We start from the raw sequence: 23,419 nt of genomic DNA, 5'->3' as shown, positions 1-23,419 counted from the left end.
GCAGGCCTGGCTGGCCGGGCAAGCGCTGGTCCGGGTGCCGGCTCAGGTGGCCTGAAATGCCCTGAAAGCCACCGAAATTGCTACTTTATTAATAGCTGCTTGCGCCCGTAGTTATTGGATAAAAGCCTCTTTTTTCATAAATTCTGGCGGTTTTGAAGGTATCGGCAGGGCCGGACGCCTGAGCTTTTCCATCCCTGGAAGGTCTGGCGGCTGGTCAAAAAAGTGACCATGAAGCCTTCAAGGGATATTTGACGCCGCAGCTTCTGCTGTTTTTCCTACAAACACCCGCTGAACTAAAGCGCAGGATCAGAACCTAAACTAAATCGGCTTGAGGTCGTGTGAATTAGCCTGCCTCTATCAAAGCCATTGAACCTATTGCTTGGCACTCTCTCTAACAGACTGCTAACATTAAAGATTAGAGAAAAGGAGTTCTGCTATGTCACACACTCTTTCCCCCAAAGCCATGGTTGCTCCCGTTGTCCCCACCGGTGCCTTGGCCACCGTCAATCCCTGGTCGGTGATTCCTCCATTGGGCAACCTGGACGCATATATCTCGGCGGTCAACCGCCTGCCTATGCTCACCCTGGAGCAGGAACAGGAATTTGCCAAAAATCTGAGAGACAACAACGATCTTGACTCAGCCGGTAAGTTAGTGCTCTCACACTTGCGTCTGGTGGTGTCGATATCCCGCAAATACCTGGGCTATGGGCTGCCTCACGGCGACCTGATCCAGGAAGGCAACATTGGCCTGATGAAGGCGGTCAAACGTTTTGATCCCGATCAGGGCGTGCGCCTGGTCAGCTACGCCATGCACTGGATCAAGGCCGAGATTCACGAGTACATCCTGAAAAACTGGCGCATGGTCAAGGTGGCCACCACCAAGGCCCAGCGTAAGCTGTTTTTCAACCTGCGCTCGATGAAGCAGGGTTTCAAGGACGATGCCGATGTGGCGACGCACCGCGATACGCTGACCGAAGGCCAGATTGACTCGATGGCGAAAACGCTGAACGTCAAGCGTGAGGAAGTCATCGAGATGGAGCAGCGCATGTCAGGCGGCGACGTGCTGCTGGACCCGAGCCCCAGCGACGACGGTGAAGATGTCTTTGGCCCGATTGCCTACCTGGCCGACGCCACACAGGAGCCGACGGCTTTGATGGCGTCGCGCCAGCGGGATAACCTGGCCAGCAACGGCATCTCCGCCGCGCTGGAAGACCTGGACGCGCGTTCGCGCCGCATTGTGGAAGAACGCTGGCTCAAGGTCAACGACGATGGCTCGGGCGGCAAGACGCTGCACGATCTGGCCGCCGAGTACAAGGTGAGCGCCGAGCGCATTCGCCAGATTGAAGTGGCGGCCATGAAGAAGATGAAAAAGGTGCTGGCAAGCTACGCTTGAGATGGCTGCCTGAGCGGGAGGGTTGCGATTCACGCGGCCCTTCCCGTGCGCTCATCTGCTTCTTTTCTTGCATGCCGCCATGCAAGCAGGCCTGCTCCCTGAAAGGTGCGGGCCTTTTTCATGGCCGTCTTGCAACTGCAAAACCGGCGATGTGACGTATCAGGTGTTCTTGAGCAGCAGCCGGATGTCGGATGCCAGCGCTTCAGCGCCACTACCGTAGCGGGTGTACAGACGAATGCGGCCTTTGCCGTCAAAGATATAGCTACCCGCCGAGTGGTCCATGCTGTAGCTGCCCGGCGTTTCCCCATCGACTTTTTTGTAATAAATCTTGAAGTCTTTGGCGACTTCTGGCAACTGGGCCATGGTGGGCCGCAGCGCCAGGAAAGAGGCGTCAAAATTGCCCATATAGGCTTTGAGCAGTTCCGGCGTGTCCCGTTCGGGGTCGACCGTGATGAATATCCCCTGCAGCTTGTCGCCATCAGGCCCCAGCAACTGCTTGACCTGCGCCAGTTCGGCCATGGTTGTTGGGCAGACATCAGGGCACTGGGTGTAGCCAAAAAACACCACCACCACCTTGCCGGCAAAGTCCTTGAGCGTGCGCACCTGGCCGTTGTGGTCAGTCAGGGAAAAGCCCTGCGCGTAGTCGGCACCGGTCAGGTCAATGCTCTTGAACTGTGGCTTGTCCGGCGTGCAGGCCGTCAAAAGCCCGGCAGTCATGGTGAGAGCCACAGCGCCAGCCATTGATTTGACAATGAGCCTGCGGCTGGGCAGCGTGAGTCGTGTGGGTCGGGTCTTCATACGAGGTAGTGGTCCAGCAGCAGGGCTGCAAATAAAGCCGAGAGATGAATCAGTGAAAAGCGGAAGGTCTTGCGCGCCAGTGCATCGGAGTAATTGCGCCACAGGCGCCAGCCATACCAGCTGAAGCCGATACTGAGCACTACGGCAGCCACCAGATAGAGCCAACCGCTCATCTTGAAAGCAAACGGCATCAGGCAAGCGGCGAACAGCACCAGGGTGTACAAAAACACTTGCAAGCGGGTGAATTCATTGCCGTGTGTGACTGGCAGCATGGGCAGGCCCGCCTTGCGGTAGTCCTCGACACGATAGAGCGCCAGCGCCCAGAAGTGCGGCGGCGTCCAGAGAAAAATAATCAAGAACAAAATCAGCGCTTCAGGGGCCACCGAGCCCGTCATTGCGGCCCAGCCAAGCACGGGTGGCATGGCCCCGGAGGCACCGCCGATCACGATGTTTTGGGGTGTGAGCGGTTTGAGGATGACGGTGTAGACCACCGCATAGCCAACGAAGGTGGCAAAGGTCAGCCACATGGTGAGCGGATTGACCCACACATACAAAATTGCCGAGCCCAAAGTACACAGGCCGGCGGAGAACGCCAGTGTGAGTGGATTGCTGAGATCGCCCCTGGCCGTGGGGCGCCAGGCGGTACGCCGCATTCTGGCGTCAATCTGCTGCTCGACCAGACAATTGAATGCCGCGGCGGCACCTGCCACCAGCCAGATGCCTGCACAGGCGACCGCTGCGAGCTTCACGTCGGCCCACGTCGGAACGCCTGGAACCGCCAGCACCATGCCGATCAACGCACAAAACACGATGAGCTGCACCACGCGTGGCTTGGTTAGCGCATAAAACTGGCCAAACCTTGACGGAATGCGGGGCGTGGGAGCTGATGCGGCGGGCGGGTTGCTGGGGTTCATGCGGGCAATTTCGATGCATTCAATGTGGACGCTGGCACCGTCTCGGGGAGGCTACGACTTGAAAAAACGATACCGGTGAGCACCACCACCAGCGCAGCAGCGCCGCCGGTGTGCATGACTGCGGCCAGCAGCGGCCAGCCCAGCACCACATTGCTCAGGCCGGTGGCGGCCTGCAGCAAGGTCAGGCCGGCCAACCAGCGTGCCTGTTTGCGAAGGGCGGGCACGCGGTGCAGGCGAAAGGCCAGCGCCAAGAGAACCGCCAATACCAGATAAGAGGCCAGGCGATGTGCATAGTGGATGGCCGTGAGCGCCTGAAAGCTGATGTTGGCACCCTCATGGCCCGCGCCCAGTTCGCGCCACAGCGTGAAGCCCTGGTTGAAGTCCATGAGCGGCCACAGCGAATTCTGGCAACTGGGGAAGTCTGTGCAGGCGAGCACCGCGTAGTTGGTACTGACCCAGCCGCCCAAGGCGATCTGCAGCCATAGCAAGGCCAATGCGGCGATGACAAAGAGCCGGGTGCCGGCGCTTAAGGTTGTTGCCGTGTTCGCTGACTCTGCCTGCGTCAGCATCTGTCGCTGTGCATAGCGCGCTGACTGCGCCCGCAGCAGCGCCAGCAAGACCAGACCACCGAGCAGATGCAGGGTGACAATCGCTGGAAACAGCTTCATCGTGACGGTGAGTGCGCCAAATGCGCCCTGCAAGCACACCCATATGAGCGTGACCGTAGGCCACCACGGTGACACGGGGACGCGCTTGCGTTCGAACCAGGTACTCAAGGTCAGCGTGAGGATCAGCACTCCCACCCCCGTAGCCAGGTAGCGATGAATCATCTCTATCCAGGCCTTGGAGTGCGTGACCGGACCGGTGGGCATGGCGTTTTGCGCGGCGTCGATAGGAATCTGTGCGCCGACCGGGCTGGCGCTGCCATAGCAGCCGGGCCAGTCGGGGCACCCCAGGCCGGCATCGGTCAGGCGGGTAAAGGCGCCAAAAATCACCAGATCGAAGGTCAAAAACAAGATGAGCAGCGTCAGCACCCGCAGGCGCTGTGCCACCGACGCGTTCTTGTTGCGCACCCAGATCCAGGCCAGCGGCCCGAGCGCCACGATCAGGCCCATGAGCATCAGGCGCAGGGCCGGACTCAGGTCATAAAGAGCGGTTGTAGACATGGTGTGAAAGATGAGCGACGAAGGTCTTTTAGACGACTGGCTTTTAAACGATTAGCGTCCGACCTTGTCCCAACTGCTGGATGCGCGCAGCAAGCGCTCCAAATCACCCTTGGCTTTGGCAGCGGCCGCTGCGTCCATGTTGGCCGGGAAACGCATCATCCAGTTGCCCATCGGATCCACCACGTAAATGTGGTCCTGCAAACGCTGGCCCGCGGCGGGCTCCAGCCATTGCGCCAGCGCGGCAGGGGCCACGCGCAGCACTGTTGATGACGCCAGTGCCGGCCGCAGGGCATCGGGTATACCCGCTTCGTCATTGACCAGCCAGACTCGGTCCACCCGGTCTTTTTCCTGGCCCAGCGACTCGCGCAGCTGGCGCTGCAAATACAGGTTTTTGTCGCAGCGCGTATCGCAAGCACCGCCTGCCACGCTCAGCAGCAACCACTGGCCCTTCAAGGCCGTCAGTTCGCCGGTCAGGCCGTCCAGCGTCTGCGTGGCCATGGCCGGCAAGGGACGCTGCGGATTGATCAGCTCGCCGAAGTTGCGGCGCCCCTCGGGCCGAATCACGTAGTAGGTGAAGTAGGAGGCGATCACCGGGGCGGCGCAAACGAGCAGCACAGCCAGCATTTTCCAGCGGCCTGCCGTGGTATTCGGTGCCCGGGTGCCGGATCGATCCAGCGTCGGCATGGCGTGCACCGTCAGGCTCAGGGGCTGGTCTTGCACGGCAAGGGCGGCAGCTGAACTGTCACGGGGTGAGGGAGATTCTGGAGGGTTGTTTGTCACAGCAGTTGATCGCGGCGTTGGGTGCGCAATTTGTTGCGCAAAGGAAGAATCAATTGAAACCAGCCATACAGTATGACCACCAGACTGCACATGCCGAACCACTGGAAGGCATAGCCGTAGTGTGTTTCCACACCCAGATTGGGCGCTGCCCATTCGCGCAGCAGGCCTTCGCTGGCGACACCCGTCTGCAGCAATGAAACCCCAAGCAGTGGCAAGCCGGTTTGCGCCGTGAAGGCAGGTATATCGATATTTTGCCGGATGCGGCCGCTCTCCATGCCCTTGAACTCATATAGCTTGGAAGGCGGCGGGGCAATACGGCCCCGGACGGTGACGAGCCCCATGGGCGTTGAAATGTCGGGCAAGTGCGTGCGGTCCGTGAAATCACGCTGCACCCAGCCGCGTTGCACCAAAATGACCTGCGATCCGCCTTCCAGTAGCAGCGGCGTGACCACCACAAAACCGGCTTTGCCGTTCATGGGCCGGTTGTCCAGGTATACCGTGTAAGCGGCGCGCCAGCTGCCTTTCAGGGTGGCCTGCCGGTGGATGACATCGGTCACGTTTTTTACAGCGGCCAGCGCGCGCGTATCAATGATGGGGAGATTGCCCTGGGACTCGATGGCCGCCTGGAGCGCCTCTTTCTGCGCGGCGCGGCGCAACTGCCACTGGCCCAGCGAAAACGTCGTTCCCGCCACCAGCACGGCGGCCAGCGTGATCAGCCAGCGCCGGGGTGAGTGCAAAGCGGAGGTCATGGGCAGATAATCTGGTTCATGACTTATCTCGTTGCACTGGCATTTATCGCCATCATCGCCAGCCTGGGCTCAGCGCTCTTCTTCATGCTGAAGGACGGCACCGACGGCAAACGCAAAACCAGCAACATGGCGCGCGCGCTGGCGTTCCGTGTCGGGTTCTCGGTGGTGCTGTTTGTCGGCATTCTGATGGCGTGGAAGCTGGGTTACATACAGCCTACCGGCATTCCGGTGGGCAAATAAAAAACATAAGGATCAACAGCAAAGGCCGATCACTGCGGCCTTTGTTTTAATTGTCGTGACCCGGCGCAGTGAGCCGAAGGGTTAGGGGCACCGCCCAACAGTACAGCAGGCCCGTCCAGTCGCCTCAGGCTGATTTCACAGCCAGTAAACGAGGATGTAAAGGCCTAGCCAGACCACGTCCACAAAGTGCCAGTACCAGGCCGCGCCTTCAAAGCCGAAATGCTTTTCGGGTGTGAAATGCCCTTTTTGCAGGCGCAGGGTGATGAACAGCAACATCAGCATGCCGACAAACACGTGAAAGCCGTGAAAGCCCGTCAGCATGTAAAAGGTCGAGCCATACACGCCAGACGTGAGCTTGAGATTGAGTTCGGAGTAGGCGTGGAAGTACTCGTAGCCTTGTACCGACAGGAAGGCGATGCCCAGCAGCACGGTCATCCACATGAATGCAATGGTGCGGCCACGGTGGTTCTCGCGCAGGGCATGGTGGGCAATCGTCAAGGTCACGCCGGAACTCAGCAGCAGTGCGGTGTTGATGGTGGGCAGCCAGAACGGCGTCATGGTCGAGAACGGCTCAACGATATCGGCAGGTGACGCCGTCACACCGACGGCAAGGCTGGGCCAGACCGCCTTGAAATCCGGCCACAGCAAGGCATTGTCCAGGCTGCCCAGCGCCGGCACCGAATGCGAGCGGGCCCACCAGAGCGCCGTGAAGAAGGCACCGAAGAACATCACTTCGGAAAAAATGAACCAGCTCATGCTCCAGCGGAAAGACAGGTCGACCTTGCGACCGTACATGCCGCCTTCGCTTTCGGAAACGGCCTCACGGAACCACAGGAACAGGGTGCCGAGCCACAAAAGCATGCCGAAGGCCAGCGACCAGGCCCCCCAGCCCGCACCATTGATCCACTGGCTGGCGCCCAGAATGACAAAAAATAGGCCAGTAGCGGCCGTGACCGGATGCCGGGATGGGCCGGGCACGAAGTAGTAAGGGGTTGCCCCGTGGGTTGCTGATGACATTGCTCGACTCCTGTTTTTCTCTCGAATTTTCAATAATCTTTTCATTCAAACCGTGATGCGCTTTGCCGCATTTTGGCTTGTCAGCCTTCTAGGACTGCTAGTGCGCAACGACCCAGTTCACCAGAAACACCAGGGATGCCACAAATACCAAAATAGCGACCAGCCCGACCACGATGATGTGGATGAGACTCAAATTTTTGGCATCTTCGTCATAGGCACCGCGCCCCCGCAAGCCGACAAAAGACCATGCGACGACCTTGGCGGTTCGCCAGATGGATTTTTTGGCAGGCGTTTCGGCCATGCTCATGCACCTACTTGCTTGCCAGGCGCTGCCGCCGAGGTCGATCTGGAGGTGTCCGGTGCCGCAGGCGTCTTGCCGCCCACTTCAAAAAACGTGTAGGACAGCGTGATGGTGTCCACATCCTTGGACAGCTTCGGATCAATCACGAACACCACGGGCCACTGTTTTTTCTCACCGGGCGCCAAGGTGTACTGGCTGAAGCAGAAGCACTCCAGCTTGTTGAAATGAGCGGCCGCTTGCGCCGGTGCATAGCTGGGAATGGCTTGCGCGGTCATGGTGCGGTTCTGTACATTCTGGAATTCGTACATCACCGTGGTCACTTCGCCCGGGTGCACCTGTAGCGTGTTCTGGGCCGGCTTGAAATGCCACGGCCCGCGCGAGTTGGCGTCAAACTCCACTGTGATGGTGCGTGTGAGATCGACCTGCGTGTTGGCTGGTAGCTTGGGGGTAGCACCAGGGATTTGCTGATCAGCCAAGGCCAGTACGTTGATGCCCGTCACCTCACAAATGGCCCTGTAAATGGGCACGAGCGCATAGCCGAAGGCGAACATGCCGAGCACTATCACGCCCAGCTTGCCCACCATCTTGAAATTTTCGTGCTTGAGCCGCATCAGAGTTGTACCGGTTTGAGCTATGTGGGCTGTCGAACCGGCCTAGTGGCCCAGAAAAATCATCTTGGCCATGAAGCCGACGAAAAAGACGAGCGCGACTGACGCCAGTATCAATGCCAGGCGAAGGTTGTTTTTCTTTTGCTCAGGTGTCATGGTGCTTGCCGCTGGTTTGCTCAGCCAATCACGCGGGTTGCCGTGATATCAAGCTTGGGCGGGGTTTCATAGGTGTGGAAAGGTGCTGGCGATGGGACTTCCCACTCCAGGCCTTCAGCGCCCTTGCCGCCTTCATCCATCCAAGGGTTCTGCTTGGCCGGCGCACCTTTGCCGCGCATCGTGGGTAGCACGATGAACAGGAAAAAATACACCTGCGCAAAACCGAAGAAGAACGAACCTACGGTGGCAATCGCGTTGAAGTCGGCAAACTGCATCGGGTAGTCGGCGTAGCGGCGTGGCATGCCGGCAAGACCCAGAAAGTGCATCGGGAAGAAGGTCACATTAAAAGAAATCAGCGACCACCAGAAGTGAATTTTGCCGCGGGTTTCGTTGTACATCACGCCAGTCCATTTGGGCGACCAGTAGTAATAGCCGGCAAACATCGCGTACAGCGAGCCGGCCACCAGTACATAGTGAAAGTGCGCCACCACGTAGTAGGTGTCCTGCAGTTGAATGTCAATGGGTGCCACCGCAAGGATCACGCCCGACAGGCCACCCACGGTAAACACGAAGATGAAACCCACGGCAAACAGCATGGGAGTTTCAAATGACATGGAACCCTTCCACATCGTTGCAATCCAGTTGAACACCTTCACACCTGTTGGCACCGCGATCAGCATGGTCGAGTACATGAAGAACAGCTGACCAGTGACGGGCATGCCGGTGGTGAACATGTGGTGCGCCCAGACGACGAAGGACAAAATGGCAATTGACGCGGTGGCATAGACCATGGAGGCGTAGCCGAAGAGGCGCTTGCGTGAGAACGCGGGAATGATATGGCTGATGATGCCGAAGGCCGGCAAAATCATGATGTACACCTCAGGGTGACCAAAGAACCAGAAAATGTGCTGAAACATCACTGGGTCGCCACCGCCGCCGGGGTTGAAAAAGCTGGTGCCAAAGTGGCGGTCAGTCAGCGTCATGGTGATGGCACCGGCCAGCACGGGCATAACGGCGATCAGCAGGTAGGCGGTGATGAGCCAGGTCCAGCAGAACATGGGCATCTTCATCAGCGGCATGCCGGGCGCACGCATGTTCAGGATGGTCACGATGATGTTGATCGAACCCATGATGGACGAAGCACCCAGAATATGCAGTGCAAAAATGCCGGCGTCCATGCCCGGGCCCATTTGCAGCGAAAGCGGTGCGTACATCGTCCAGCCGCCGGCGGGCGCTCCGCCAGGCAGGAAGAACGAACTTGTGAGCATCAGGGCAGCCGGAATCATCAGCCAAAAGCTGAAGTTGTTCATGCGCGCAAAGGCCATGTCGGATGCGCCAATCTGCAGTGGAATCATCCAGTTCGCGAAACCCACGAAGGCCGGCATGATGGCGCCGAACACCATGATCAGGCCGTGCATGGTGGTGAGCTGGTTGAACAGTTCGGGATTCATCAATTGCAGGCCGGGCTGAAACAGCTCGGCACGGATTAGCAGCGCCAGAATACCGCCGAAGATCAGCATGGTGAAGGAAAACAGCAGGTACAGCGTGCCAATGTCTTTGTGGTTGGTGGCGAAAACCCAGCGACGCCAGCCTGTGGGGGCATGGTGGGCGTGGTCGTCGTCGTGGTGGCCGTCATGGGCGTGATGGTCTAGAACGGCACTCATCGTGATTTCCTTTTCAATTCTCTAAAAACGTTTCGCCGGAACGGACTGCCTACTTGCGGGCAGCCAGGATGTCGGCAGGCTGAACCAGTTGACCCGTCTTGTTGGACCAGTTGTTTTTGGTGTAGCTGATCACGGCGGCGAGATCGGTGTCGCTCAGCGCCTTCCATGATGGCATCGCGGTACCGACAACGCCATTGAGCACGGTCAGAATTTGCTTGTTGTGGTCCGCATTCAGCACGATGGCAGAGCCGTCGAGCGGTTTGATCGGACCAGCACCCTTGCCATTGGCCTGGTGGCAAGCCGCGCAATTGGCAGCGTAGACCTTCTCGCCGCGTTTGAGGATGTCGTCCAGTGTCCAGACCTTGCTCGGATCGTCCGCCTTGGCAGCAGCTTCCTTGGTCTTGACCGAAACCCATGCGGTGTAATCCTCTGCGGAAACCACCTTCACATGGATGGGCATGTAAGAGTGCTCCTTGCCGCAAATCTTGGCGCACTGACCGTAATAGTCGCCGATTTCGTCGGCCCGAAACCAGGTGTCGCGCACGAAGCCGGGAATCGCGTCCTGATGAATGCCAAAAGCGGGCACCGCGAAGGCGTGAATCACGTCATTGGAAGTGGTGATGACTCGGATTTTTTTGTTCACTGGCACGACAAGCGGATTGTCAACCTTGAGCAGGTAGTTGTCAGGCGCTTCGCCGGCTTTCGGACCGCCATTGTTGGACATCTCGCGCTGGGCGTTGTCGAGCGTGGACACAAAACCGATGCCCTCGCCTTCGCCCTTGATGTAGTCGTAACCCCACTTCCACTGGATACCCGTGGCCTTGACGGTGAGGTCAGCGCTGGTGGTGTCTTTTTGGGCTACCACCAGCTTGGTGGCTGGCAGCGCCATCACTATCACGATGATGAAAGGAACGATAGTCCACGCAATTTCAACGGCGGTGGACTCATGGAAATTGGCTGCCTTGTGGCCCACTGATTTACGGTGTTTCAGGATGGAATAGAACATCACACCGAACACAGCCACAAAAATCACGAGGCAAATTGCCATCATGAACCAATGCAACCATATCTGCTCTTCGGCAATTTTGGTGGCCGCAGGATGTAAATTTAGCTGGTTGACAGCAGGACCACCGGGCAAATCATTCACGGCGTAAGCGGCGGTACTGACCCAGGCGGCCGCAGATACCAGAATTGCGCCTGCATGCTGCATGCCCAGTCGTGTCATTTTGCTCATGGTGTTGCTTGCGTTCATCGTGATTACTTTTTCTGCTTCGATTACCGACTGAATCAGCTTATTATCACAAAGTTTGCGGCAGATCAAACCGCCGCCGCTGAAAATGATGCAAGTCCTTCAGGACTTGCTCAGCAGGCCCGCAGTGCGAAGAGCGGATCTCGCGGGCCAGCGCCGACCGCAACTCAGCCCAGGCAAAGAGCATCACCGGGGTGGCGCCCTGTAACCAGAAAAATGCCGCAATTCAGGCGTGCGGCCGCTGCCCCTGCAGCATGCTGCGCATGTCCGCCACTGACACCGCGCTGAGCGCGCTGATCCTGATTTTGGGGGGTGCCTTGAGCGCGTGGCCGTAAATCACTTCAAAGGTGAGCGACAGTCGACCATCCTGGCCTGTCAGATGCTCAACCAGCGCCTGCTCCAGCCGCGCCTTCCACTGACGGCCGCGCAGGGCAGGAAAGCGCGCCGGATGAAAGTTGCGGCCCAGTTCAGCGAGTTCATGCAACAGCCGCGCTGGCGTCTCATAGGTCAGCGTAATGCGCTCCATGTCCATCACCGGTTCGGCAAAGCCGGTTTGCACCAGCATGTCGCCCCAGTCGTGCATGTCGGTCAACTCATGCCCCGCAGGAGGCCAGCCCAGTTGGGCGTAAATGTCGCGCAATTCCCGGGCAGTATCGGGCCCCAAACATGAAAACATCAGGAACCCGTCAACCTTCAGCGCTTGGTGCCACTCGGCCAGCAGGGCTTGCGGGTCGGCCGATTCGTGCAGGGCCATGTTGGCCCACAGCATGTCCACACTGGCCGGTGGTGGCGTCTCAAAGCGAGTGGGAACTGCCCTCCATTGCTTAGGGTTCCACCACGGTTTTGCTATATGTTTTATAGCTGCTTGTGCCCGTCCTGTATGGGATTCAGCCACAAAACATGCTGAATTTTGATACATGGTGGCCAATTTCGCATGGGCCTGCAGACCGCCGCGCACGGCGCCCCAGTGCGCCCACGCTTGCGGCTTCAGCTTGATCCACTGCAACCTGTCAAGCATGCGGTTTGCCACTTCTTCATGGAGCCACGGTGAGGCAAGCGGCGCCGTGCGCTGCCAGCGGCTGACGGCGAGCGGATCAAGTGTGGGCGGGCGCTGGGTGGTGGTCATTGGAGGGGCTAGACGTTTGACGGGGAGTCCGCGGAACAGATCGGGAGCAGGAAGTACGCGAGTATATTGACACGGTGTTCACCCGCCTGCTTTCCCCTGGTTTATTCCTGCCCCGGCTACCCGGCTTTGCCAGTCAGTGCGCCGTTTGCCGCAGCTGGCCAGCGCGCCAGGTGTGCCAGCCCTGCGAGGCGCGCTTTGCGACGGTGCAGCCTCGCTGCGACCATTGCGCGCTGGCCTTGCCCGCCGATTTATCCATGGGCCTCAGGGCTGGCCCCGATCTTTGCGCTGCCTGCGCGCGCCAGCGGCCGCCGCTGGACAGGGCGCTGGCGGCAGTGCCCTATGCCTACCCGTGGTCCACCCTGATTGCCAGTTACAAATTTGGCGAGCAGCACGGTTGGGCTGCTTTTTTTGCAGCCTTGTTGCTCAAGACGCCCGGCGTGCTGCAGGTGTTTGCCGATCTGGATGTCAAAGACTGGGTGGTTCCGCTGCCGCTGTCGGCCGAACGCCTGCAGACCCGCGGATTCAACCAGGCCTGGGAGTTGGCCAGCGCGCTGGCCCGGCAAACGCAGACCAGGGCCAATCCTGATGCCCAGCTGCTGCTACGCGTCAAACACACCCGTCCGCAGAGCCAGCTCAAACGCGAGGCCCGACTGACCAATGTCAAGGGTGCCTTCCAGGTCGATCCGCTGCGCGTTGCCGAGCTGGAGGGCCGACGCGTGGTGCTAGTGGACGACGTGATGACCAGCGGCGCCTCGCTGTTTACAGCGGCGCAGGCCCTGCGGGAGGCCGGTGCTGCACATATCACCGCTGTGGTGCTGGCGCGTACGCAATAAGCCCCCACGCTTTTCACTGCGTGTAATGCGTTGCCCCCCGAGGGGGCTGTGCTTGCTTGGGGCGGCCCTTCGCAGCGCACGCAGTAAGCCCGCACGCTTTTCGCTTGGTGAATCACTCCCCCCAAGTTGGCTCACGGGCGACAATCCAGCGATGTTCAATATTGTCCTTGTCGAGCCCGAAATTCCGCCCAACACCGGCAATGTGATTCGTCTGGCCGCCAACACCGGATGCCGCCTGCATTTGGTGGAGCCGCTCGGTTTTTCGATGGACGACAAGCACATGCGGCGCGCCGGGCTCGACTACCACGAGTACGCCCAGGTGCTGCGTCACGCCAACTGGCAAGCGCTGCTGGACAGCCAGCAACCGCAGCCCGGGCGGCTATTTGCCATGACCACGCAAGGCACCAGCAGCCTGTATGACATGCGCTTCCTGCCCGGTGACTGGCTGGTGTTTGGCTCTGAAACCAAGGGCCTGGCGCCTGAAGTGCGGGAGTTCTTTCCGGCGATCCAGCGCCTCAAGGTACCCATGCGGCCGGACCAGCGCAGCCTCAACTTGTCCAATACCGTCGCAGTCACGGTGTTTGAGGCCTGGCGGCAGAACGGTTTTGCCGGGGCAACCTGCCTGCCCAACATCGAATAACGAGCCAAGCACCACTCTGCCGCATACTGTTGTTGGCACATCAATAAGCCTCTAGCCCTTTTCACCAACTTTTTGGTTTGGGGAAGCCTAGGGAAAACCCTATAACACGAACTCTCGTTCGCAGGGATGCCGACACCCGGCTGGTCTTGCGTAATTCCCTCTATCCTTTCAGTTCACGAGACTGGCAGGAGTACTGAGTGAACATGGTTATCCACCGTATTTTTGATCGTACAGCGTCCAGCGTTTCCGATTCCGGAAGGGCGAACAGCCGATTGCCGATTGAGCAAATCCGGGAAAGCCTTCAGACGGTATTGCATGACTGCAAAGACATGCGTACGCAGCGGGTCATCTACAAGATCAACGTCGCCCGGACACCGGCTGACCTGTGGCTGTTGCGCAGCGACCTGCATCAATGCATTGCGAAAGTACACAGCCAGACCGAGGCAACCGAGCGCATCCACAGTCTGATCAATGTATTTGAAGGCTGGGTGCCAGCCGGCCAGTTGACGACCATTTAAAACACAAAGCGCGCGCTGACGCACCACCAGGCGCGTCGGCCCCCGAAGCTCCATGGCTCAGGGAAAGCGCCGCACCAGCGATTCGGCCACGCACACCGGCTTGGCCGACCCTTCGCGCTCCACCGTCACTTCCCAGGCCATCTGCATGCCGCCATGGTCAATCGGCTCGGCCGCCAGCAGCTTCATGTGGGCGCGCAGGCGGCTGCCCACGGGGACGGGTGCCGTGAAGCGTACCTTGTTCAGACCGTAATTCACGCCCATGCGTGAGCCGGTGATCTCAAACGATGATTCAAAAAACCTCGGCAGCAGCGACAGGGTCAGAAAGCCGTGTGCGATGGGCCCGCCAAACGGCCCGGCGCTGGCTTTTTCGGGGTCCACATGAATCCACTGGTGGTCGCCCGTGGCCTCGGCGAACAGGTTGACCTGCTGCTGCGTGATGGTGACCCAGTCGCTGACAGCGACTTCCTGTCCGACCAGGGGAACCAGCTCAGAGAGGGTTTGGAATGTTTTCATGCCCTGACTTTAGCGGCATATCCAGAGCAATGCGGGGTCAGGCTTGTCGAGTCAGCGACAAGTCGGCCCGCTGACTGCGGCGGCGCTGCAAGCTAGCCCAGCCAGTTGCAGATGCCCTGCCATTGCACCAGGTCCTTTTCAACCCGGCCGGGAGTCACGTCAAACAACGTCAAGCCCCGTGCCGCCAGATGGATGTAGTTTTGCGTGTCGCGCACATAACCCAGCACCGGCAGGCCCAGGCCGTCCACAAATTCACGCAGCTTGTCGGCCGCAATCGTGCGTGAATCCACGCGCATGCCGACAATGCCCACCTGCAGCTTGCCGGCATGGCGGTGCTCGGCCAACTGATCCAGAAACGCGCGCGTGGCAAAAATATCGAACACGCTGGGCTGCAGCGGCACGATCACCTTGTCGGCGAGCTTGACGACATCGCTGAAACGCCGGCCATGCAGGCCGGCGGGCGTGTCCAGCACCACATGGGTCGTGCCTTTGGGCGGTTTGACAATCAGGTCGGCGTTTACTTCCCAGGTCGCGATGGGTCGCGCAGCCGGCGGTCGCAAGCCCAGCCACAACCTGGAAGACTGCTGCCGGTCGGCGTCCCCTAGCATGACCGCATGGCCCTGGCTGGCAAAGTAGCCGGCTACGTTGGTGGCCAACGTCGATTTGCCGACGCCCCCCTTCGGATTGGCAATTACAACCACGGGCATACAAATCTCCTCTGCTGCTTCATCTTGCTTTCCCGCTATGGTAACGGCATGGACACGGTTCTCACAACCGCTGATATAGCCGCTGAAAGAATGGCAAGCCGTGACATTCATGTCATCATGGCCCAATTGTTATTTGGCGCGAGTTGCGGATCAATCGCTCCCCTGATGGAGGCAACGCAAGCACTGCCGCGCGTGCAACTGCAAGACCTGCATTCCAGCTACCCCGATTACGCGATTGACGTGGACCGCGAGCAAGCCGCGCTGGCCCAGGCCAGGCTGGTGCTGCTGCGGCACCCCATCCAGTGGTATTCGATGCCCGCGATGCAACACACTGGAACGCGCTGCGTGACTGCGGCGTGATGCGGGGTGGAGCGCGAGGTGTTCGAGTCCAGCCTGTGCCGCCCACCCCATGGATCACGGCAAAACGCCATACGTTTTTGCCAGCACAACCTTGAGCTGTTCGAGCAGATGTACCCGCACCGCAAAGACCGCGCCAAGGCCATCGCCGTGGCGAAAAAAGGACGCCCGCAGCTGGAAGTCCAAATGGTGCAGGAGCACGAACAGTTGGCGCAGCGCCGTCCCACCGGCTGGCCGGGCTGAAAGGGTGAACGAAAAATGAGTTTTGCCTGGGGCCGTAGCCGCTACTTCACCAGCAGAACCGGAATATCGCAATCTGCCACGACCCGCTGGGCCACGCTGCCCATCAGCGCGCGGCCGATGAGGCCGTGGCCATGGGTGCCCATGACGATTAGGTGTGCCTTGTCCCGTTGCGCGGCACGCACGATCTCGACAGGCGGCGAGCCGACGACCCAGGACGTGCTAAACCGCATCTTGTGGCGCTTGAGGAAGCGCTCGATCGGGTCCAGCACCTTTTTGGCCTCGTCGCGATGGTAGGCGGTGACGGTGGCGGCGCCTACCATGCGCTTGACGCGCGGAGGAACAGGCGGCTGCACATGCAGTACGACCAGTTCGCCCTCGGCGCCAGCCAGGCTTTCATGGGTGACGAGAAAGGCCAGTGCCTTCTTGGTGAACTTGCTGCCGTCGGCGGCAAGCAGGACTTTCATGCGTTTCCCCTTCTTTTTTTTGCAGGTTCAACGCAACACCAGAACGGGCACAGTACCGTGCGTGAGCACATGTTGGGTTTCGCTACCCAGTAGCACCCGTTTGATGCCCTTGCGGCCGTGCGAGGCCATGACGACGAGGTCGCACTTGTATTTCTTGGCAGTGGCCATGATCGATTCGGCCACGAAGTCTGACTGAGTAACGACGGCCTTGGTTTTGACGTCATCGGCCTGCGCCAACTGTTGCACGGCGTCGACCACGGCCTGACCCTTGTCGCTCCACTGTTTCTCGGTGCGTGCGATGTCTTGCACCGAGATCGTTACGCCGCCTTCGAAGTAACTGACGGGGTAGCGCGGCACGACATACAGCGCGACCAACTCTGCACCGACGGCAGCGGCCAAGTTGATAGCGCTACGCACAGCCTTCTTCGAAAGGGTAGAGCCGTCGGTTGCCACAAGAATGCGTTGGTACATGGTGGGTTCTCCGGATTTGATGCGAGGGCTTCAGCTTAGGCGTGGCATTCGCCACCGGTGTTGATCCAGGTCAATGGCAAGCTCCCGTCCGGCCGATAGCCCTGGTTCACGCAAATTGCCATCCTTCCGATCGGCATCGGTGTCGCCCAGCAAGTTTCGCACTGGCCGTCGCCGTCCCAGAATTAGATCACCACGGCGGCCGCGAGTACCCGCGCGAGCATGAGCGCGAGTCAAGGTTCCAGCGACCAAGGCACCGATACATAGCCGTTCCTCCTTAATGTCGAGCGAGGCCAGTTCGAGCCTCCGCGGTAGAGTAGCAGACGATTGGAGCCCCGCCGCGTCAAGGTTTGGCACCCGGCCCAGGTGCCTACTTGCGCGCGATCAGCATGCCCACCAGCAGGCCCACGCCGGTACCAATGCCGATCGATTCCCAGGGATGGCCGTGGACATAGTCGTCGGTGGCGCGGCCGGCGTGGCGCGCACCCTCCAGAAGGGCTTGCTCCATGCTGTCAAGTTCGCGGCGCGCGGTCCTCAGGCTTTGCTCAAGCCGCTCGCGCGCGTCGTGGTAGCCCTGGCCCGCATCATGAGCCGCGTGGCGAAGTAGCTCCTCGGCATCATTGACCACGGCCTTGAAATCCTGCGCCAGCTGCGTCTGACTGTCTTTGGGAGTTGTGCTTGCATCGTTCATGTTTCTCTCCTGGGTAAGAACGCGAAGCCAGTTTAGCGAGGTTCCTTCCGATGGGGTTGACAATTGTCAAGCGCGTTGCCGCGCTGCAAGCTTGTCGTCGCTCAACAAGGCGAACACCTGTTGTCCATACGCTGGCGTCATGAACAAATTCCGAAATCCCAGGTCTCACGCAGGAGAATGCGGCGCGGCTGAAGCCATAGTCCCTGCTGTGATTGGCTTGGCGCTGGCGGCCATGCTTTGGTTTGAACTGTTGCATGCAGCCACGGCACTTCAAGGACGCCGTCGGCAAGGGCATTGATGTGGGTCAATGCAGCCGGGCAGATCGTGCCCTAACTTGATAGCCAGGTATCCAGAGGGAAAACTTATGAACGGCTTGTTTACTGATCGCGCCGCTGCCGGGCGCATATTGGCCCGGCACCTGCAGGCCTATGCCGGACGCGACGATGTCGTGGTGCTGGCTCTGCCGCATGGCGGTGTGCCCGTCGCATGGGAAGTGGCCCGGGCGCTGGGTGCGGAGCTGGACCTGCTGATTGTGCGCAAGCTGGGCGTGCCGCACCAGCCCGAACTGACCATGAGCGCGATCGCCGGTGGCGGCGCGATGTATGTCAACCAGCAGATCGTGGCCAGCAGTTGCATGAGCCTGCAGCAGCAGGAGGGGGCCATCGCCACCGGGAGCCGCGAACCGGCTCGGCGCGAGGTTCTCTACCGCGGCACGCGTGAACCCGCGAGGATCGAAGGGCGCGCGGTCATTGTGGTCGATGACGGCGTGGCCACCGGCGCCACGATGCGCGCCGCGCTCATGGCCCTGCGAAGCGCCAAGCCGGCGTGGATCGTGGTGGCTGTGCCGGTAGCGCCGTCCGGGGCGCAGGATCTGATCGGCACGGCGGCGGACGAGTTCGTCTGCGTGCTGAGTCCGCCGGATTTCCGCAGTGTCGGCCAGTATTACCGCGACTTCGACCAGATTAGCGACGAGCAGGTTCGCGAACTGCTGGTGCATGCCGTCCCACGCTGCAAGTAGGGCCCGGACGGCTCAAGGCTGAAGGTATGGCGGGAGTACGCCTTGGTCGAGCGCTTCACGGTATTCCCTGGGGCTCGGCGGCACGGCCGCCATCAGCATCGCCATGCTTTTCCTTGAATTCCTGCCGTGTCGTCACGAAGCGGTCTGCCGTCGGTCTATGGATGGTGTAGCCCAGCGAGTCGATACCCCGCGGGATGATCGACACCTCGTGGACTTTGTCCATGCCATGGATCGACATGGCTACCAGCGCATGTCCCGCTTCATGCACGGCAATGATGCGGCACTCACTGGCGTTGAAGACGCGATTGCGCCTTTCCAGTCCGGCCATGATGCGTTCGATAGCCTCCGTGAAATCATGCAGCGTCACTTCCTCGGCTTCGCGCCACGTCGCCAGCAACGCGGCCTCGTTCACCAAGTCCACACTGGATGCCCGCTTGATGCGTTTGAGGTGCACGCTGAGAATCTCCACGCGCCCGCAGCAGGGCAGGGTTGAGAATTTCGGGCCGGTTGGTGGCGGCCAGCAGGATCAACCCCGCGCTGGTGTCGAAGCCGTCCAGTTCGGCCAGCAACTGGTTGAGTGTCTGTGTTCCCTCGTGGCCTGTTCTGGATGGGCTGCGTTTCAGGCCGCTTTTGAGCCGCTGTCCTCGCCCGAGCGAACCACCAGCACCGGCATGGGTGCCAAGCGGATGATCTGTTCGGCGCCACTGCCCAGCAGCATGCGGCCCACGCCCCGGCGGCCGTGAGTGCCGACTACGATGAGGTCGGCGTTCCATTGTTTGGCGGCGTCGGCAACTACTTCGGCGAGTCGCCCACCAAGGTTGTCGAACAGCAGGTTGTCCGCCTCTATGCCCGCAGCCTGGGCAATGGCCATGCCGTCATTGAGCACCTTGGTCCCGGTTTCGCGCATCACCCTGAATAACTCGTCCGAATAACCGCCAAACTGCTCATAGCCGCTCAGGTAGGCCAGCTCTTCAACGACGTGGACGAGCCGCACGCGTCCTCCTGCGTCTTTGGCCAGTTGCAGTGCAGCCACCAAAGCTTTGTTTGAGGTCTCACTTCCGTCCACTGGAACGAGTATTCGCTTGTACATGATCAGCTCCTTTATGCTGTATTTGACGGCTTCAGTGTGGTCGACGGCCGGGCGGACGGCATTGACGTGGGTCAATGAATTTTGTTGATGCGGGTCAAACCGGGATCGTTTAGCAGCGAGCATAGTGTTTGCATGAAATACCGCCTGCTAATCGTCGTGCTTGCCTGCGCCGCCTTGTCTGCCTGCTCTGCCATGCTGCCACGCGGCAGCAGCGACACGCCAGGTACCTTTGCCACATTCGAGTCCGCCCAAGCGGCGGCCGAGCGCATCGTCCCTCTGAAGACGCGTTTTTCGGAACTCAAAGACCTCGGGTTCGATCCCGAGGGCGGTGCCAACGTCACCCTGATTCCCTACCCCGACATCGTCGCGCGGCTGGCTCCTTACCCGGGCCTGCCGCTGTCGGCACTGGATCCCGGCGTCAGGAAGTGCGTAGAGGCCCAAGCGGCGTGCCGTGGTTACCTGTTCCACTTCGAGCGACAGGATCGGCGCCGCACCGGCGGCTTCTGGCTGGACGTCCTGAATATTCGCCGCACGACAGACGTCACCGGGTGGTCGTTTCAGGCCTTGGTGGTTGTCAGTGACAGCACGGTGCTGTTTCGCAACTATGCAGGGCAGGCGCAAATCGCTCGCGTCGAGAGGCAGAGCAACCCGCTTGGCCCATTCCAGGAGTCGGCCGGTGCCGTGCTGATGCGCTAGGAGCCTGTCGGCCTTGCGCAGTGTCGGCTGCACTGGGCCCTGCCTTTTTCTTCCGTCCACAGCCTTGATGCCTCCCAGGTCAGCAATGTGGAAGCACGCCTTACGGCTGTGTTGGACTCGGTCATGGACGCCATCATAATGGGGAACGAGCAGCCAAACATCGTTTTAGCGCCCGGCGCATGAGCGACGGGCGGGTCATTGCTGCTCATGTCTGACTGCTTCCATGAATCAGCATCAACCTGTCTTGCTATCTTTTTTGCTAAACACCACAGGGTTTGAATTTGGTAGTTACGTTATGCAACTATTGTAACTATATGTTTTTTTTCGGCTATTGATATAGATGCGAACATCAATTTACCCTAAGGTTTGAGCGTGACATAAATAGATTAGACATTCCCACGCAAGACAGTGCAAGCAGTTGTAGTCAATCCGTCAAAAAGGCGGCTGAAGATACAAAGCATGACTGAGGAAGAGGGAAGCTTCAGGAGGATTTATGGACAACCGTATCCAGACTGACCTTAGGTCGAGGCCATTGATGGGAATTGGAACTCCGGCGGTGGGCGGTCACTTATACGGGCTGCGCTCAATCGGCGAAGAGTTCCAGATGGACGTGCCGGTTTCCCGGCTCAGGACAGCCGATGGGAAGTTCTTTACCATCAGACCGCCTGATGTGACCGAGCGTGATCGAGTTCAGGAGGAACGGAACGCTTTCGCTATGGCGGCCAATGCCATCCTCGAAGAAGAAAAAGCCCGCGTGGCGCGCGAGTTGCATGACGACCTTGCCCAATCCCTGACGGCGCTGAAGATGGACACCATTTGGGTGCGCGACAACGCCGCCATCGCTCCCGAGGCCGCAGTTGCCAAGCTAACCAACATGCTGGAGACGCTCGACCGTACGATCGGCGCCACGCGCCGTATTGCCGCGGACTTGCGGCCGCTGCTGCTGGACGACCTGGGCCTGGTGCCCGCCATTGAATGGCTGGTGGGCAACTTCACCCAGCGCTGCGGTGTTGCCTGCAAGCTCTCCGTGGACGAGGAGTTGGAACTGCAGGAACCTTACGCGACTGCAGTGTTCCGGATCGTCCAGGAGTCGCTGGCCAACGTCGCCAAACATGCTGGGGCGTCGGAGGTCGCCGTGGTCATCGACAAGGTGCCGCGCGCGGTCATGCTGACCGTGCGGGACAACGGCTGCGGTTTTGTCACGGCGGTGCCGCGCAAGCCGCAATCGCTGGGGCTTATGGGTTTGCGCGAGCGGGCGCAGCTGCTCGGGGGTAGCATCGCCATCAATAGCGCGCTGGGGCATGGCACATTGGTCGAAATGTACATTCCGTTGCCGCAATCGGGAGTTCCGGAATGATCAGGATCGTGATCGCCGATGACCACGCCATCGTCCGGGAGGGGCTCAAGCGCATCTTTGCTTCTGTCGACGACATGGAGGTGGCGGGTGAGGCGGCTGACGGAACCGAAGTGATGCAGCGCGTGCGCGAATCAGATTTCGATGTGCTGGTGATGGACCTGTCCATGCCTGGGCGCAGTGGTATGGAACTGATCAAGCTAGTGCATGGGGAGAAGCCCAAGCTGCGCATCCTCGTTCTCAGCATGCACGAGGAACTCCAGTACGCCGTACGCGCCATCAAGTCCGGTGCGAGCGGCTACCTGACCAAGGAAAGCGCGCCGACGCAGTTGGTCCAGGCCCTGCGCAGGGTCGCCGCAGGTGGTGCCTTTATTAGCGCCGAGGTGGCCGAGCAACTGGCCTTGGGCGCCATGCAGGGTGGGGCTGCGCCAGCACACGAGTCGCTGTCGGACCGGGAGTTCGAAGTGTTCCGTCTGCTCGCTGACGGCGTATCCGTGACCGACATTGCCGCGGACCTCAAGCTCTCGGTCAAGACCGTCAGTACCCACAAGGCCAACCTGATGCAGAAAATGGGCCTGCAAAACCACAGCGAGCTGATTCGCTACGCCATCAAACACGGCGTGAGCGAACCGCTGGAGCCGTGAACGCGGCCATGACGGGTGGTTGATGCTTGTCAATCCGTCCCGGGCGCTCGCGCTCTAACGTTGTGGGATCGCAAGCTGTTGAAGGAGTAGGTCCATGAAAGCTTCCCTGACACAACTGCTGGTGCACCTTGACGCCTCGCCGCGGGCGGTGCAACGCCTGGAGGTGGCGCGCCGGTTCGGGCAGGCGCACGGCGCTGCGGTGACCGCGCTGTACGCTGTGACACCCAGTTTTGTGGAGTTGCCGTTCTCGCCTGAGGCCGGACCAGGCATCGCGGCCGCCTTGCGTGACATTGACGACGAGCGGCGGCTCCGCGCGCGCACCGCGTTCGAGCAGTCGCTGGCGACGACCGGCGTCTACGTCGCATGGGCCGAGATTCGCGACGATCCCATCATGGCTGCGTTCGCGCAGCAGGCGCTCTACGCGGACCTGCTGGTGCTGGGCCAGCACGACCCTTCCAGTCCATCAACGGACGGCGTTCCATTCGATTTCGCCGAGACCGTGATGGCCGCAAGCGGCAAGCCGGCCTTGATCCTGCCTTATGCGGGCGTTCCGCCCAGGGTTGGCGAGACCGTCGTGATCGCGTGGAAACCTACCCGCGAGGCGGCCCATGCCGTCAGCGCCGCCGTGCCTCTGCTGCAGCGCGCGCGTCGCGTTCACGTCCTCTCCTGGTCCGGCGAGGAAGGGGCGATCGGCGGCGACCGGCTGGACCTGAACGGCTACCTCAAGCTGCATGGGGTGGAGGTGACCTGGCACCGCGAGGGCGAGGAGCCCGAGGCACTGGGCGAATTGCTGTTGTCGCGTGCTTTCGACCTCGAGGCCGACCTGCTGGTGATGGGTTGCTACGGCCACAGCCGCGCCCGCGAGTGGGTATTGGGCGGTACCTCTCGCACGGTGCTGCGGTCCATGACCTTGCCGGTGCTGATGGTGCATTGAACCTAAAAACGTTCGCTGGCTATCTTTGCGTCCAGTCCCTTCCTGGGCGAACTCAAGGCCGAACTCGGCGCAGCCACCGTGTGCCTGC

At 60.2% G+C, this 23,419-nt stretch carries 30 protein-coding genes and 1 pseudogene; 12 read left to right on the top strand and 19 right to left on the bottom strand.

The window, feature by feature from the left end:
• The first annotated feature begins 436 nt into the window (after positions 1–436).
• Positions 437–1,393, top strand: coding sequence for an RNA polymerase sigma factor RpoH (gene rpoH, locus B3F77_RS03830; RefSeq protein WP_414702952.1), 957 nt, complete (start codon positions 437–439; stop codon positions 1,391–1,393).
• A 159-nt stretch (positions 1,394–1,552) separates the two neighbouring features.
• Here rpoH and B3F77_RS03825 read toward each other — a convergent pair whose 3' ends face one another.
• The 5 genes from B3F77_RS03825 to B3F77_RS03805 all read right to left on the bottom strand — a co-directional run bounded on the left by B3F77_RS03825 (position 1,553) and on the right by B3F77_RS03805 (position 5,800).
• Positions 1,553–2,110: an SCO family protein gene (locus B3F77_RS03825; protein ID WP_293603670.1), complete on the bottom strand. Its 558-nt coding sequence runs from the start codon at positions 2,108–2,110 to the stop codon at positions 1,553–1,555.
• A 77-nt stretch (positions 2,111–2,187) separates the two neighbouring features.
• Positions 2,188–3,105, bottom strand: a complete 918-nt coding sequence (gene cyoE, locus B3F77_RS03820; protein ID WP_293603669.1) for a heme o synthase — start codon at positions 3,103–3,105, stop codon at positions 2,188–2,190.
• Complete coding sequence (locus B3F77_RS03815; protein WP_293603668.1) at positions 3,102–4,271, bottom strand: COX15/CtaA family protein; 1,170 nt, start codon at positions 4,269–4,271, stop codon at positions 3,102–3,104. Before B3F77_RS03815 ends, cyoE begins: the two co-directional genes overlap by 4 nt.
• 51 nt (positions 4,272–4,322) lie before the next feature.
• The gene (locus B3F77_RS03810) at positions 4,323–4,955 is read right to left on the bottom strand and encodes a hypothetical protein (protein ID WP_293603680.1); all 633 of its coding nucleotides are present in this window, start codon (positions 4,953–4,955) and stop codon (positions 4,323–4,325) included.
• A gap of 92 nt (positions 4,956–5,047) precedes the next feature.
• A complete protein-coding gene (locus tag B3F77_RS03805; RefSeq protein ID WP_293603667.1) occupies positions 5,048–5,800 on the bottom strand; it encodes an SURF1 family protein in 753 nt (250 codons plus the stop codon).
• An 18-nt stretch (positions 5,801–5,818) separates the two neighbouring features.
• Between B3F77_RS03805 and B3F77_RS03800 the strand changes: the two genes are divergently transcribed.
• The gene (locus tag B3F77_RS03800; RefSeq protein ID WP_293603666.1) at positions 5,819–6,040 is read left to right on the top strand and encodes a twin transmembrane helix small protein; all 222 of its coding nucleotides are present in this window, start codon (positions 5,819–5,821) and stop codon (positions 6,038–6,040) included.
• Positions 6,041–6,175: 135 nt separating this feature from the next.
• Here B3F77_RS03800 and B3F77_RS03795 read toward each other — a convergent pair whose 3' ends face one another.
• The 7 genes from B3F77_RS03795 to B3F77_RS03765 form a co-directional block, all read right to left on the bottom strand.
• A complete protein-coding gene (locus B3F77_RS03795) occupies positions 6,176–7,057 on the bottom strand; it encodes a cytochrome c oxidase subunit 3 (RefSeq protein ID WP_293603665.1) in 882 nt (293 codons plus the stop codon).
• Between the two features lie 97 nt (positions 7,058–7,154).
• Positions 7,155–7,358 (bottom strand): DUF2970 domain-containing protein, encoded by a 204-nt coding sequence (locus tag B3F77_RS03790; RefSeq protein ID WP_414702951.1) that lies wholly within the window; start codon positions 7,356–7,358, stop codon positions 7,155–7,157.
• 2 nt (positions 7,359–7,360) lie between these two features.
• The gene (locus B3F77_RS03785; protein ID WP_293603663.1) at positions 7,361–7,969 is read right to left on the bottom strand and encodes a cytochrome c oxidase assembly protein; all 609 of its coding nucleotides are present in this window, start codon (positions 7,967–7,969) and stop codon (positions 7,361–7,363) included.
• 42 nt (positions 7,970–8,011) lie between these two features.
• Entirely contained in the window at positions 8,012–8,122 is a 111-nt protein-coding gene (locus B3F77_RS03780) for a cytochrome oxidase small assembly protein (protein WP_293603662.1), read from the bottom strand.
• A gap of 20 nt (positions 8,123–8,142) precedes the next feature.
• Positions 8,143–9,786 (bottom strand): cytochrome c oxidase subunit I, encoded by a 1,644-nt coding sequence (ctaD, locus tag B3F77_RS03775; protein ID WP_293603661.1) that lies wholly within the window; start codon positions 9,784–9,786, stop codon positions 8,143–8,145.
• 49 nt (positions 9,787–9,835) lie between these two features.
• Entirely contained in the window at positions 9,836–10,996 is a 1,161-nt protein-coding gene (gene coxB, locus B3F77_RS03770) for a cytochrome c oxidase subunit II (RefSeq protein ID WP_414702953.1), read from the bottom strand.
• Between the two features lie 265 nt (positions 10,997–11,261).
• Positions 11,262–12,161 (bottom strand): methyltransferase domain-containing protein, encoded by a 900-nt coding sequence (locus B3F77_RS03765; RefSeq protein WP_293603660.1) that lies wholly within the window; start codon positions 12,159–12,161, stop codon positions 11,262–11,264.
• Positions 12,162–12,235: 74 nt separating this feature from the next.
• On the opposite strand from B3F77_RS03765, the gene B3F77_RS03760 reads away from it, so the two are divergent.
• The 3 genes from B3F77_RS03760 to B3F77_RS03750 all read left to right on the top strand — a co-directional run bounded on the left by B3F77_RS03760 (position 12,236) and on the right by B3F77_RS03750 (position 14,152).
• The gene (locus B3F77_RS03760) at positions 12,236–12,994 is read left to right on the top strand and encodes a ComF family protein (protein WP_293603659.1); all 759 of its coding nucleotides are present in this window, start codon (positions 12,236–12,238) and stop codon (positions 12,992–12,994) included.
• A gap of 151 nt (positions 12,995–13,145) precedes the next feature.
• Positions 13,146–13,634 carry a tRNA (uridine(34)/cytosine(34)/5-carboxymethylaminomethyluridine(34)-2'-O)-methyltransferase TrmL gene (gene trmL / locus B3F77_RS03755; RefSeq protein ID WP_293603658.1) on the top strand — a complete coding sequence of 163 codons (489 nt, stop codon included), beginning with the start codon at positions 13,146–13,148 and terminating at the stop codon, positions 13,632–13,634.
• Between the two features lie 203 nt (positions 13,635–13,837).
• A complete protein-coding gene (locus B3F77_RS03750; protein ID WP_293603657.1) occupies positions 13,838–14,152 on the top strand; it encodes a hypothetical protein in 315 nt (104 codons plus the stop codon).
• A 57-nt stretch (positions 14,153–14,209) separates the two neighbouring features.
• On the opposite strand, the gene B3F77_RS03745 is transcribed toward B3F77_RS03750, so the two are convergent.
• Together B3F77_RS03745 and B3F77_RS03740 are read right to left on the bottom strand one after the other, a co-directional pair.
• A complete protein-coding gene (locus B3F77_RS03745) occupies positions 14,210–14,665 on the bottom strand; it encodes a MaoC family dehydratase (RefSeq protein ID WP_293603656.1) in 456 nt (151 codons plus the stop codon).
• A 92-nt stretch (positions 14,666–14,757) separates the two neighbouring features.
• Positions 14,758–15,372, bottom strand: a complete 615-nt coding sequence (locus B3F77_RS03740; protein WP_293603655.1) for a ParA family protein — start codon at positions 15,370–15,372, stop codon at positions 14,758–14,760.
• 90 nt (positions 15,373–15,462) lie between these two features.
• Here B3F77_RS03740 and B3F77_RS03735 point away from each other — a divergent pair, with 90 nt between their 5' ends.
• Both B3F77_RS03735 and B3F77_RS03730 read left to right on the top strand, forming a co-directional pair.
• Positions 15,463–15,732, top strand: coding sequence for an NAD(P)H-dependent oxidoreductase (locus B3F77_RS03735; protein ID WP_293603654.1), 270 nt, complete (start codon positions 15,463–15,465; stop codon positions 15,730–15,732).
• An 18-nt stretch (positions 15,733–15,750) separates the two neighbouring features.
• Entirely contained in the window at positions 15,751–15,972 is a 222-nt protein-coding gene (locus tag B3F77_RS03730) for a hypothetical protein (protein ID WP_293603653.1), read from the top strand.
• A gap of 41 nt (positions 15,973–16,013) precedes the next feature.
• On the opposite strand, the gene B3F77_RS03725 is transcribed toward B3F77_RS03730, so the two are convergent.
• From B3F77_RS03725 to B3F77_RS03715, 3 genes are all read right to left on the bottom strand, one after another.
• Positions 16,014–16,436, bottom strand: coding sequence for a universal stress protein (locus B3F77_RS03725; RefSeq protein WP_293603652.1), 423 nt, complete (start codon positions 16,434–16,436; stop codon positions 16,014–16,016).
• 27 nt (positions 16,437–16,463) lie between these two features.
• Positions 16,464–16,907, bottom strand: a complete 444-nt coding sequence (locus tag B3F77_RS03720) for a universal stress protein (RefSeq protein ID WP_293603651.1) — start codon at positions 16,905–16,907, stop codon at positions 16,464–16,466.
• 367 nt (positions 16,908–17,274) lie between these two features.
• The gene (locus B3F77_RS03715) at positions 17,275–17,595 is read right to left on the bottom strand and encodes a DUF883 family protein (RefSeq protein WP_293603650.1); all 321 of its coding nucleotides are present in this window, start codon (positions 17,593–17,595) and stop codon (positions 17,275–17,277) included.
• Positions 17,596–17,959: 364 nt separating this feature from the next.
• Here B3F77_RS03715 and B3F77_RS03710 point away from each other — a divergent pair, with 364 nt between their 5' ends.
• Positions 17,960–18,613: a phosphoribosyltransferase gene (locus B3F77_RS03710; RefSeq protein WP_293603649.1), complete on the top strand. Its 654-nt coding sequence runs from the start codon at positions 17,960–17,962 to the stop codon at positions 18,611–18,613.
• Positions 18,614–18,686: 73 nt separating this feature from the next.
• On the opposite strand, the pseudogene B3F77_RS03705 reads toward B3F77_RS03710, so the two are convergent.
• Positions 18,687–19,296 (bottom strand): annotated as a pseudogene (locus tag B3F77_RS03705) (AAA family ATPase); the annotation flags it as partial.
• On the bottom strand, positions 19,233–19,703 hold the full coding sequence (locus B3F77_RS03700) for a universal stress protein (RefSeq protein ID WP_293603648.1): 471 nt from the start codon (positions 19,701–19,703) through the stop codon (positions 19,233–19,235). The pseudogene B3F77_RS03705 and the gene B3F77_RS03700, both read right to left, overlap by 64 nt.
• A 132-nt stretch (positions 19,704–19,835) precedes the next feature.
• Here B3F77_RS03700 and B3F77_RS03695 point away from each other — a divergent pair, with 132 nt between their 5' ends.
• From B3F77_RS03695 to B3F77_RS03680, 4 genes are all read left to right on the top strand, one after another.
• Positions 19,836–20,399: a hypothetical protein gene (locus B3F77_RS03695; RefSeq protein ID WP_293603647.1), complete on the top strand. Its 564-nt coding sequence runs from the start codon at positions 19,836–19,838 to the stop codon at positions 20,397–20,399.
• Positions 20,400–20,934: 535 nt separating this feature from the next.
• Positions 20,935–21,756, top strand: a complete 822-nt coding sequence (locus B3F77_RS03690; RefSeq protein ID WP_293603646.1) for a sensor histidine kinase — start codon at positions 20,935–20,937, stop codon at positions 21,754–21,756.
• On the top strand, positions 21,753–22,397 hold the full coding sequence (locus B3F77_RS03685; protein ID WP_293603645.1) for a response regulator: 645 nt from the start codon (positions 21,753–21,755) through the stop codon (positions 22,395–22,397). The genes B3F77_RS03690 and B3F77_RS03685 overlap by 4 nt, the downstream gene beginning before the upstream one ends.
• A 94-nt stretch (positions 22,398–22,491) precedes the next feature.
• Positions 22,492–23,331: a universal stress protein gene (locus B3F77_RS03680; RefSeq protein ID WP_293603644.1), complete on the top strand. Its 840-nt coding sequence runs from the start codon at positions 22,492–22,494 to the stop codon at positions 23,329–23,331.
• Positions 23,332–23,419 lie beyond the last annotated feature (88 nt).

The organism is Polaromonas sp. UBA4122 (assembly GCA_002381615.1).
Lineage (GTDB): Bacteria > Pseudomonadota > Gammaproteobacteria > Burkholderiales > Burkholderiaceae_C > Polaromonas.
Note: the sequence above shows the minus strand (reverse complement) of the source record. Positions and strands in the feature narration are given on the sequence as shown.

What these genes read in the sequence shown, in the direction of transcription:
- cyoE (WP_293603669.1), bottom strand. Translation starts at nt 3,105, where the DNA reads ATGAACCCCAGCAACCCGCCCGCCGCATCAGCTCCCACGCCCCGCATT.
- B3F77_RS03690 (WP_293603646.1), top strand. Translation starts at nt 20,935, where the DNA reads ATGGGAATTGGAACTCCGGCGGTGGGCGGTCACTTATACGGGCTGCGC.
- B3F77_RS03815 (WP_293603668.1), bottom strand. Translation starts at nt 4,271, where the DNA reads ATGTCTACAACCGCTCTTTATGACCTGAGTCCGGCCCTGCGCCTGATG.
- B3F77_RS03720 (WP_293603651.1), bottom strand. Translation starts at nt 16,907, where the DNA reads ATGTACCAACGCATTCTTGTGGCAACCGACGGCTCTACCCTTTCGAAG.
- B3F77_RS03750 (WP_293603657.1), top strand. Translation starts at nt 13,838, where the DNA reads ATGGTTATCCACCGTATTTTTGATCGTACAGCGTCCAGCGTTTCCGAT.
- trmL (WP_293603658.1), top strand. Translation starts at nt 13,146, where the DNA reads ATGTTCAATATTGTCCTTGTCGAGCCCGAAATTCCGCCCAACACCGGC.
- B3F77_RS03795 (WP_293603665.1), bottom strand. Translation starts at nt 7,057, where the DNA reads ATGTCATCAGCAACCCACGGGGCAACCCCTTACTACTTCGTGCCCGGC.
- B3F77_RS03745 (WP_293603656.1), bottom strand. Translation starts at nt 14,665, where the DNA reads ATGAAAACATTCCAAACCCTCTCTGAGCTGGTTCCCCTGGTCGGACAG.
- B3F77_RS03685 (WP_293603645.1), top strand. Translation starts at nt 21,753, where the DNA reads ATGATCAGGATCGTGATCGCCGATGACCACGCCATCGTCCGGGAGGGG.
- B3F77_RS03810 (WP_293603680.1), bottom strand. Translation starts at nt 4,955, where the DNA reads ATGCCGACGCTGGATCGATCCGGCACCCGGGCACCGAATACCACGGCA.
- B3F77_RS03765 (WP_293603660.1), bottom strand. Translation starts at nt 12,161, where the DNA reads ATGACCACCACCCAGCGCCCGCCCACACTTGATCCGCTCGCCGTCAGC.
- B3F77_RS03740 (WP_293603655.1), bottom strand. Translation starts at nt 15,372, where the DNA reads ATGCCCGTGGTTGTAATTGCCAATCCGAAGGGGGGCGTCGGCAAATCG.
- B3F77_RS03710 (WP_293603649.1), top strand. Translation starts at nt 17,960, where the DNA reads ATGAACGGCTTGTTTACTGATCGCGCCGCTGCCGGGCGCATATTGGCC.
- coxB (WP_414702953.1), bottom strand. Translation starts at nt 10,996, where the DNA reads ATGCAGCATGCAGGCGCAATTCTGGTATCTGCGGCCGCCTGGGTCAGT.
- B3F77_RS03680 (WP_293603644.1), top strand. Translation starts at nt 22,492, where the DNA reads ATGAAAGCTTCCCTGACACAACTGCTGGTGCACCTTGACGCCTCGCCG.
- B3F77_RS03725 (WP_293603652.1), bottom strand. Translation starts at nt 16,436, where the DNA reads ATGAAAGTCCTGCTTGCCGCCGACGGCAGCAAGTTCACCAAGAAGGCA.
- B3F77_RS03735 (WP_293603654.1), top strand. Translation starts at nt 15,463, where the DNA reads ATGGCAAGCCGTGACATTCATGTCATCATGGCCCAATTGTTATTTGGC.
- B3F77_RS03800 (WP_293603666.1), top strand. Translation starts at nt 5,819, where the DNA reads ATGACTTATCTCGTTGCACTGGCATTTATCGCCATCATCGCCAGCCTG.
- B3F77_RS03695 (WP_293603647.1), top strand. Translation starts at nt 19,836, where the DNA reads ATGAAATACCGCCTGCTAATCGTCGTGCTTGCCTGCGCCGCCTTGTCT.
- rpoH (WP_414702952.1), top strand. Translation starts at nt 437, where the DNA reads ATGTCACACACTCTTTCCCCCAAAGCCATGGTTGCTCCCGTTGTCCCC.
- B3F77_RS03780 (WP_293603662.1), bottom strand. Translation starts at nt 8,122, where the DNA reads ATGACACCTGAGCAAAAGAAAAACAACCTTCGCCTGGCATTGATACTG.
- B3F77_RS03700 (WP_293603648.1), bottom strand. Translation starts at nt 19,703, where the DNA reads ATGTACAAGCGAATACTCGTTCCAGTGGACGGAAGTGAGACCTCAAAC.
- B3F77_RS03785 (WP_293603663.1), bottom strand. Translation starts at nt 7,969, where the DNA reads ATGCGGCTCAAGCACGAAAATTTCAAGATGGTGGGCAAGCTGGGCGTG.
- B3F77_RS03715 (WP_293603650.1), bottom strand. Translation starts at nt 17,595, where the DNA reads ATGAACGATGCAAGCACAACTCCCAAAGACAGTCAGACGCAGCTGGCG.
- B3F77_RS03805 (WP_293603667.1), bottom strand. Translation starts at nt 5,800, where the DNA reads ATGACCTCCGCTTTGCACTCACCCCGGCGCTGGCTGATCACGCTGGCC.
- B3F77_RS03825 (WP_293603670.1), bottom strand. Translation starts at nt 2,110, where the DNA reads ATGACTGCCGGGCTTTTGACGGCCTGCACGCCGGACAAGCCACAGTTC.
- ctaD (WP_293603661.1), bottom strand. Translation starts at nt 9,786, where the DNA reads ATGAGTGCCGTTCTAGACCATCACGCCCATGACGGCCACCACGACGAC.
- B3F77_RS03790 (WP_414702951.1), bottom strand. Translation starts at nt 7,358, where the DNA reads ATGGCCGAAACGCCTGCCAAAAAATCCATCTGGCGAACCGCCAAGGTC.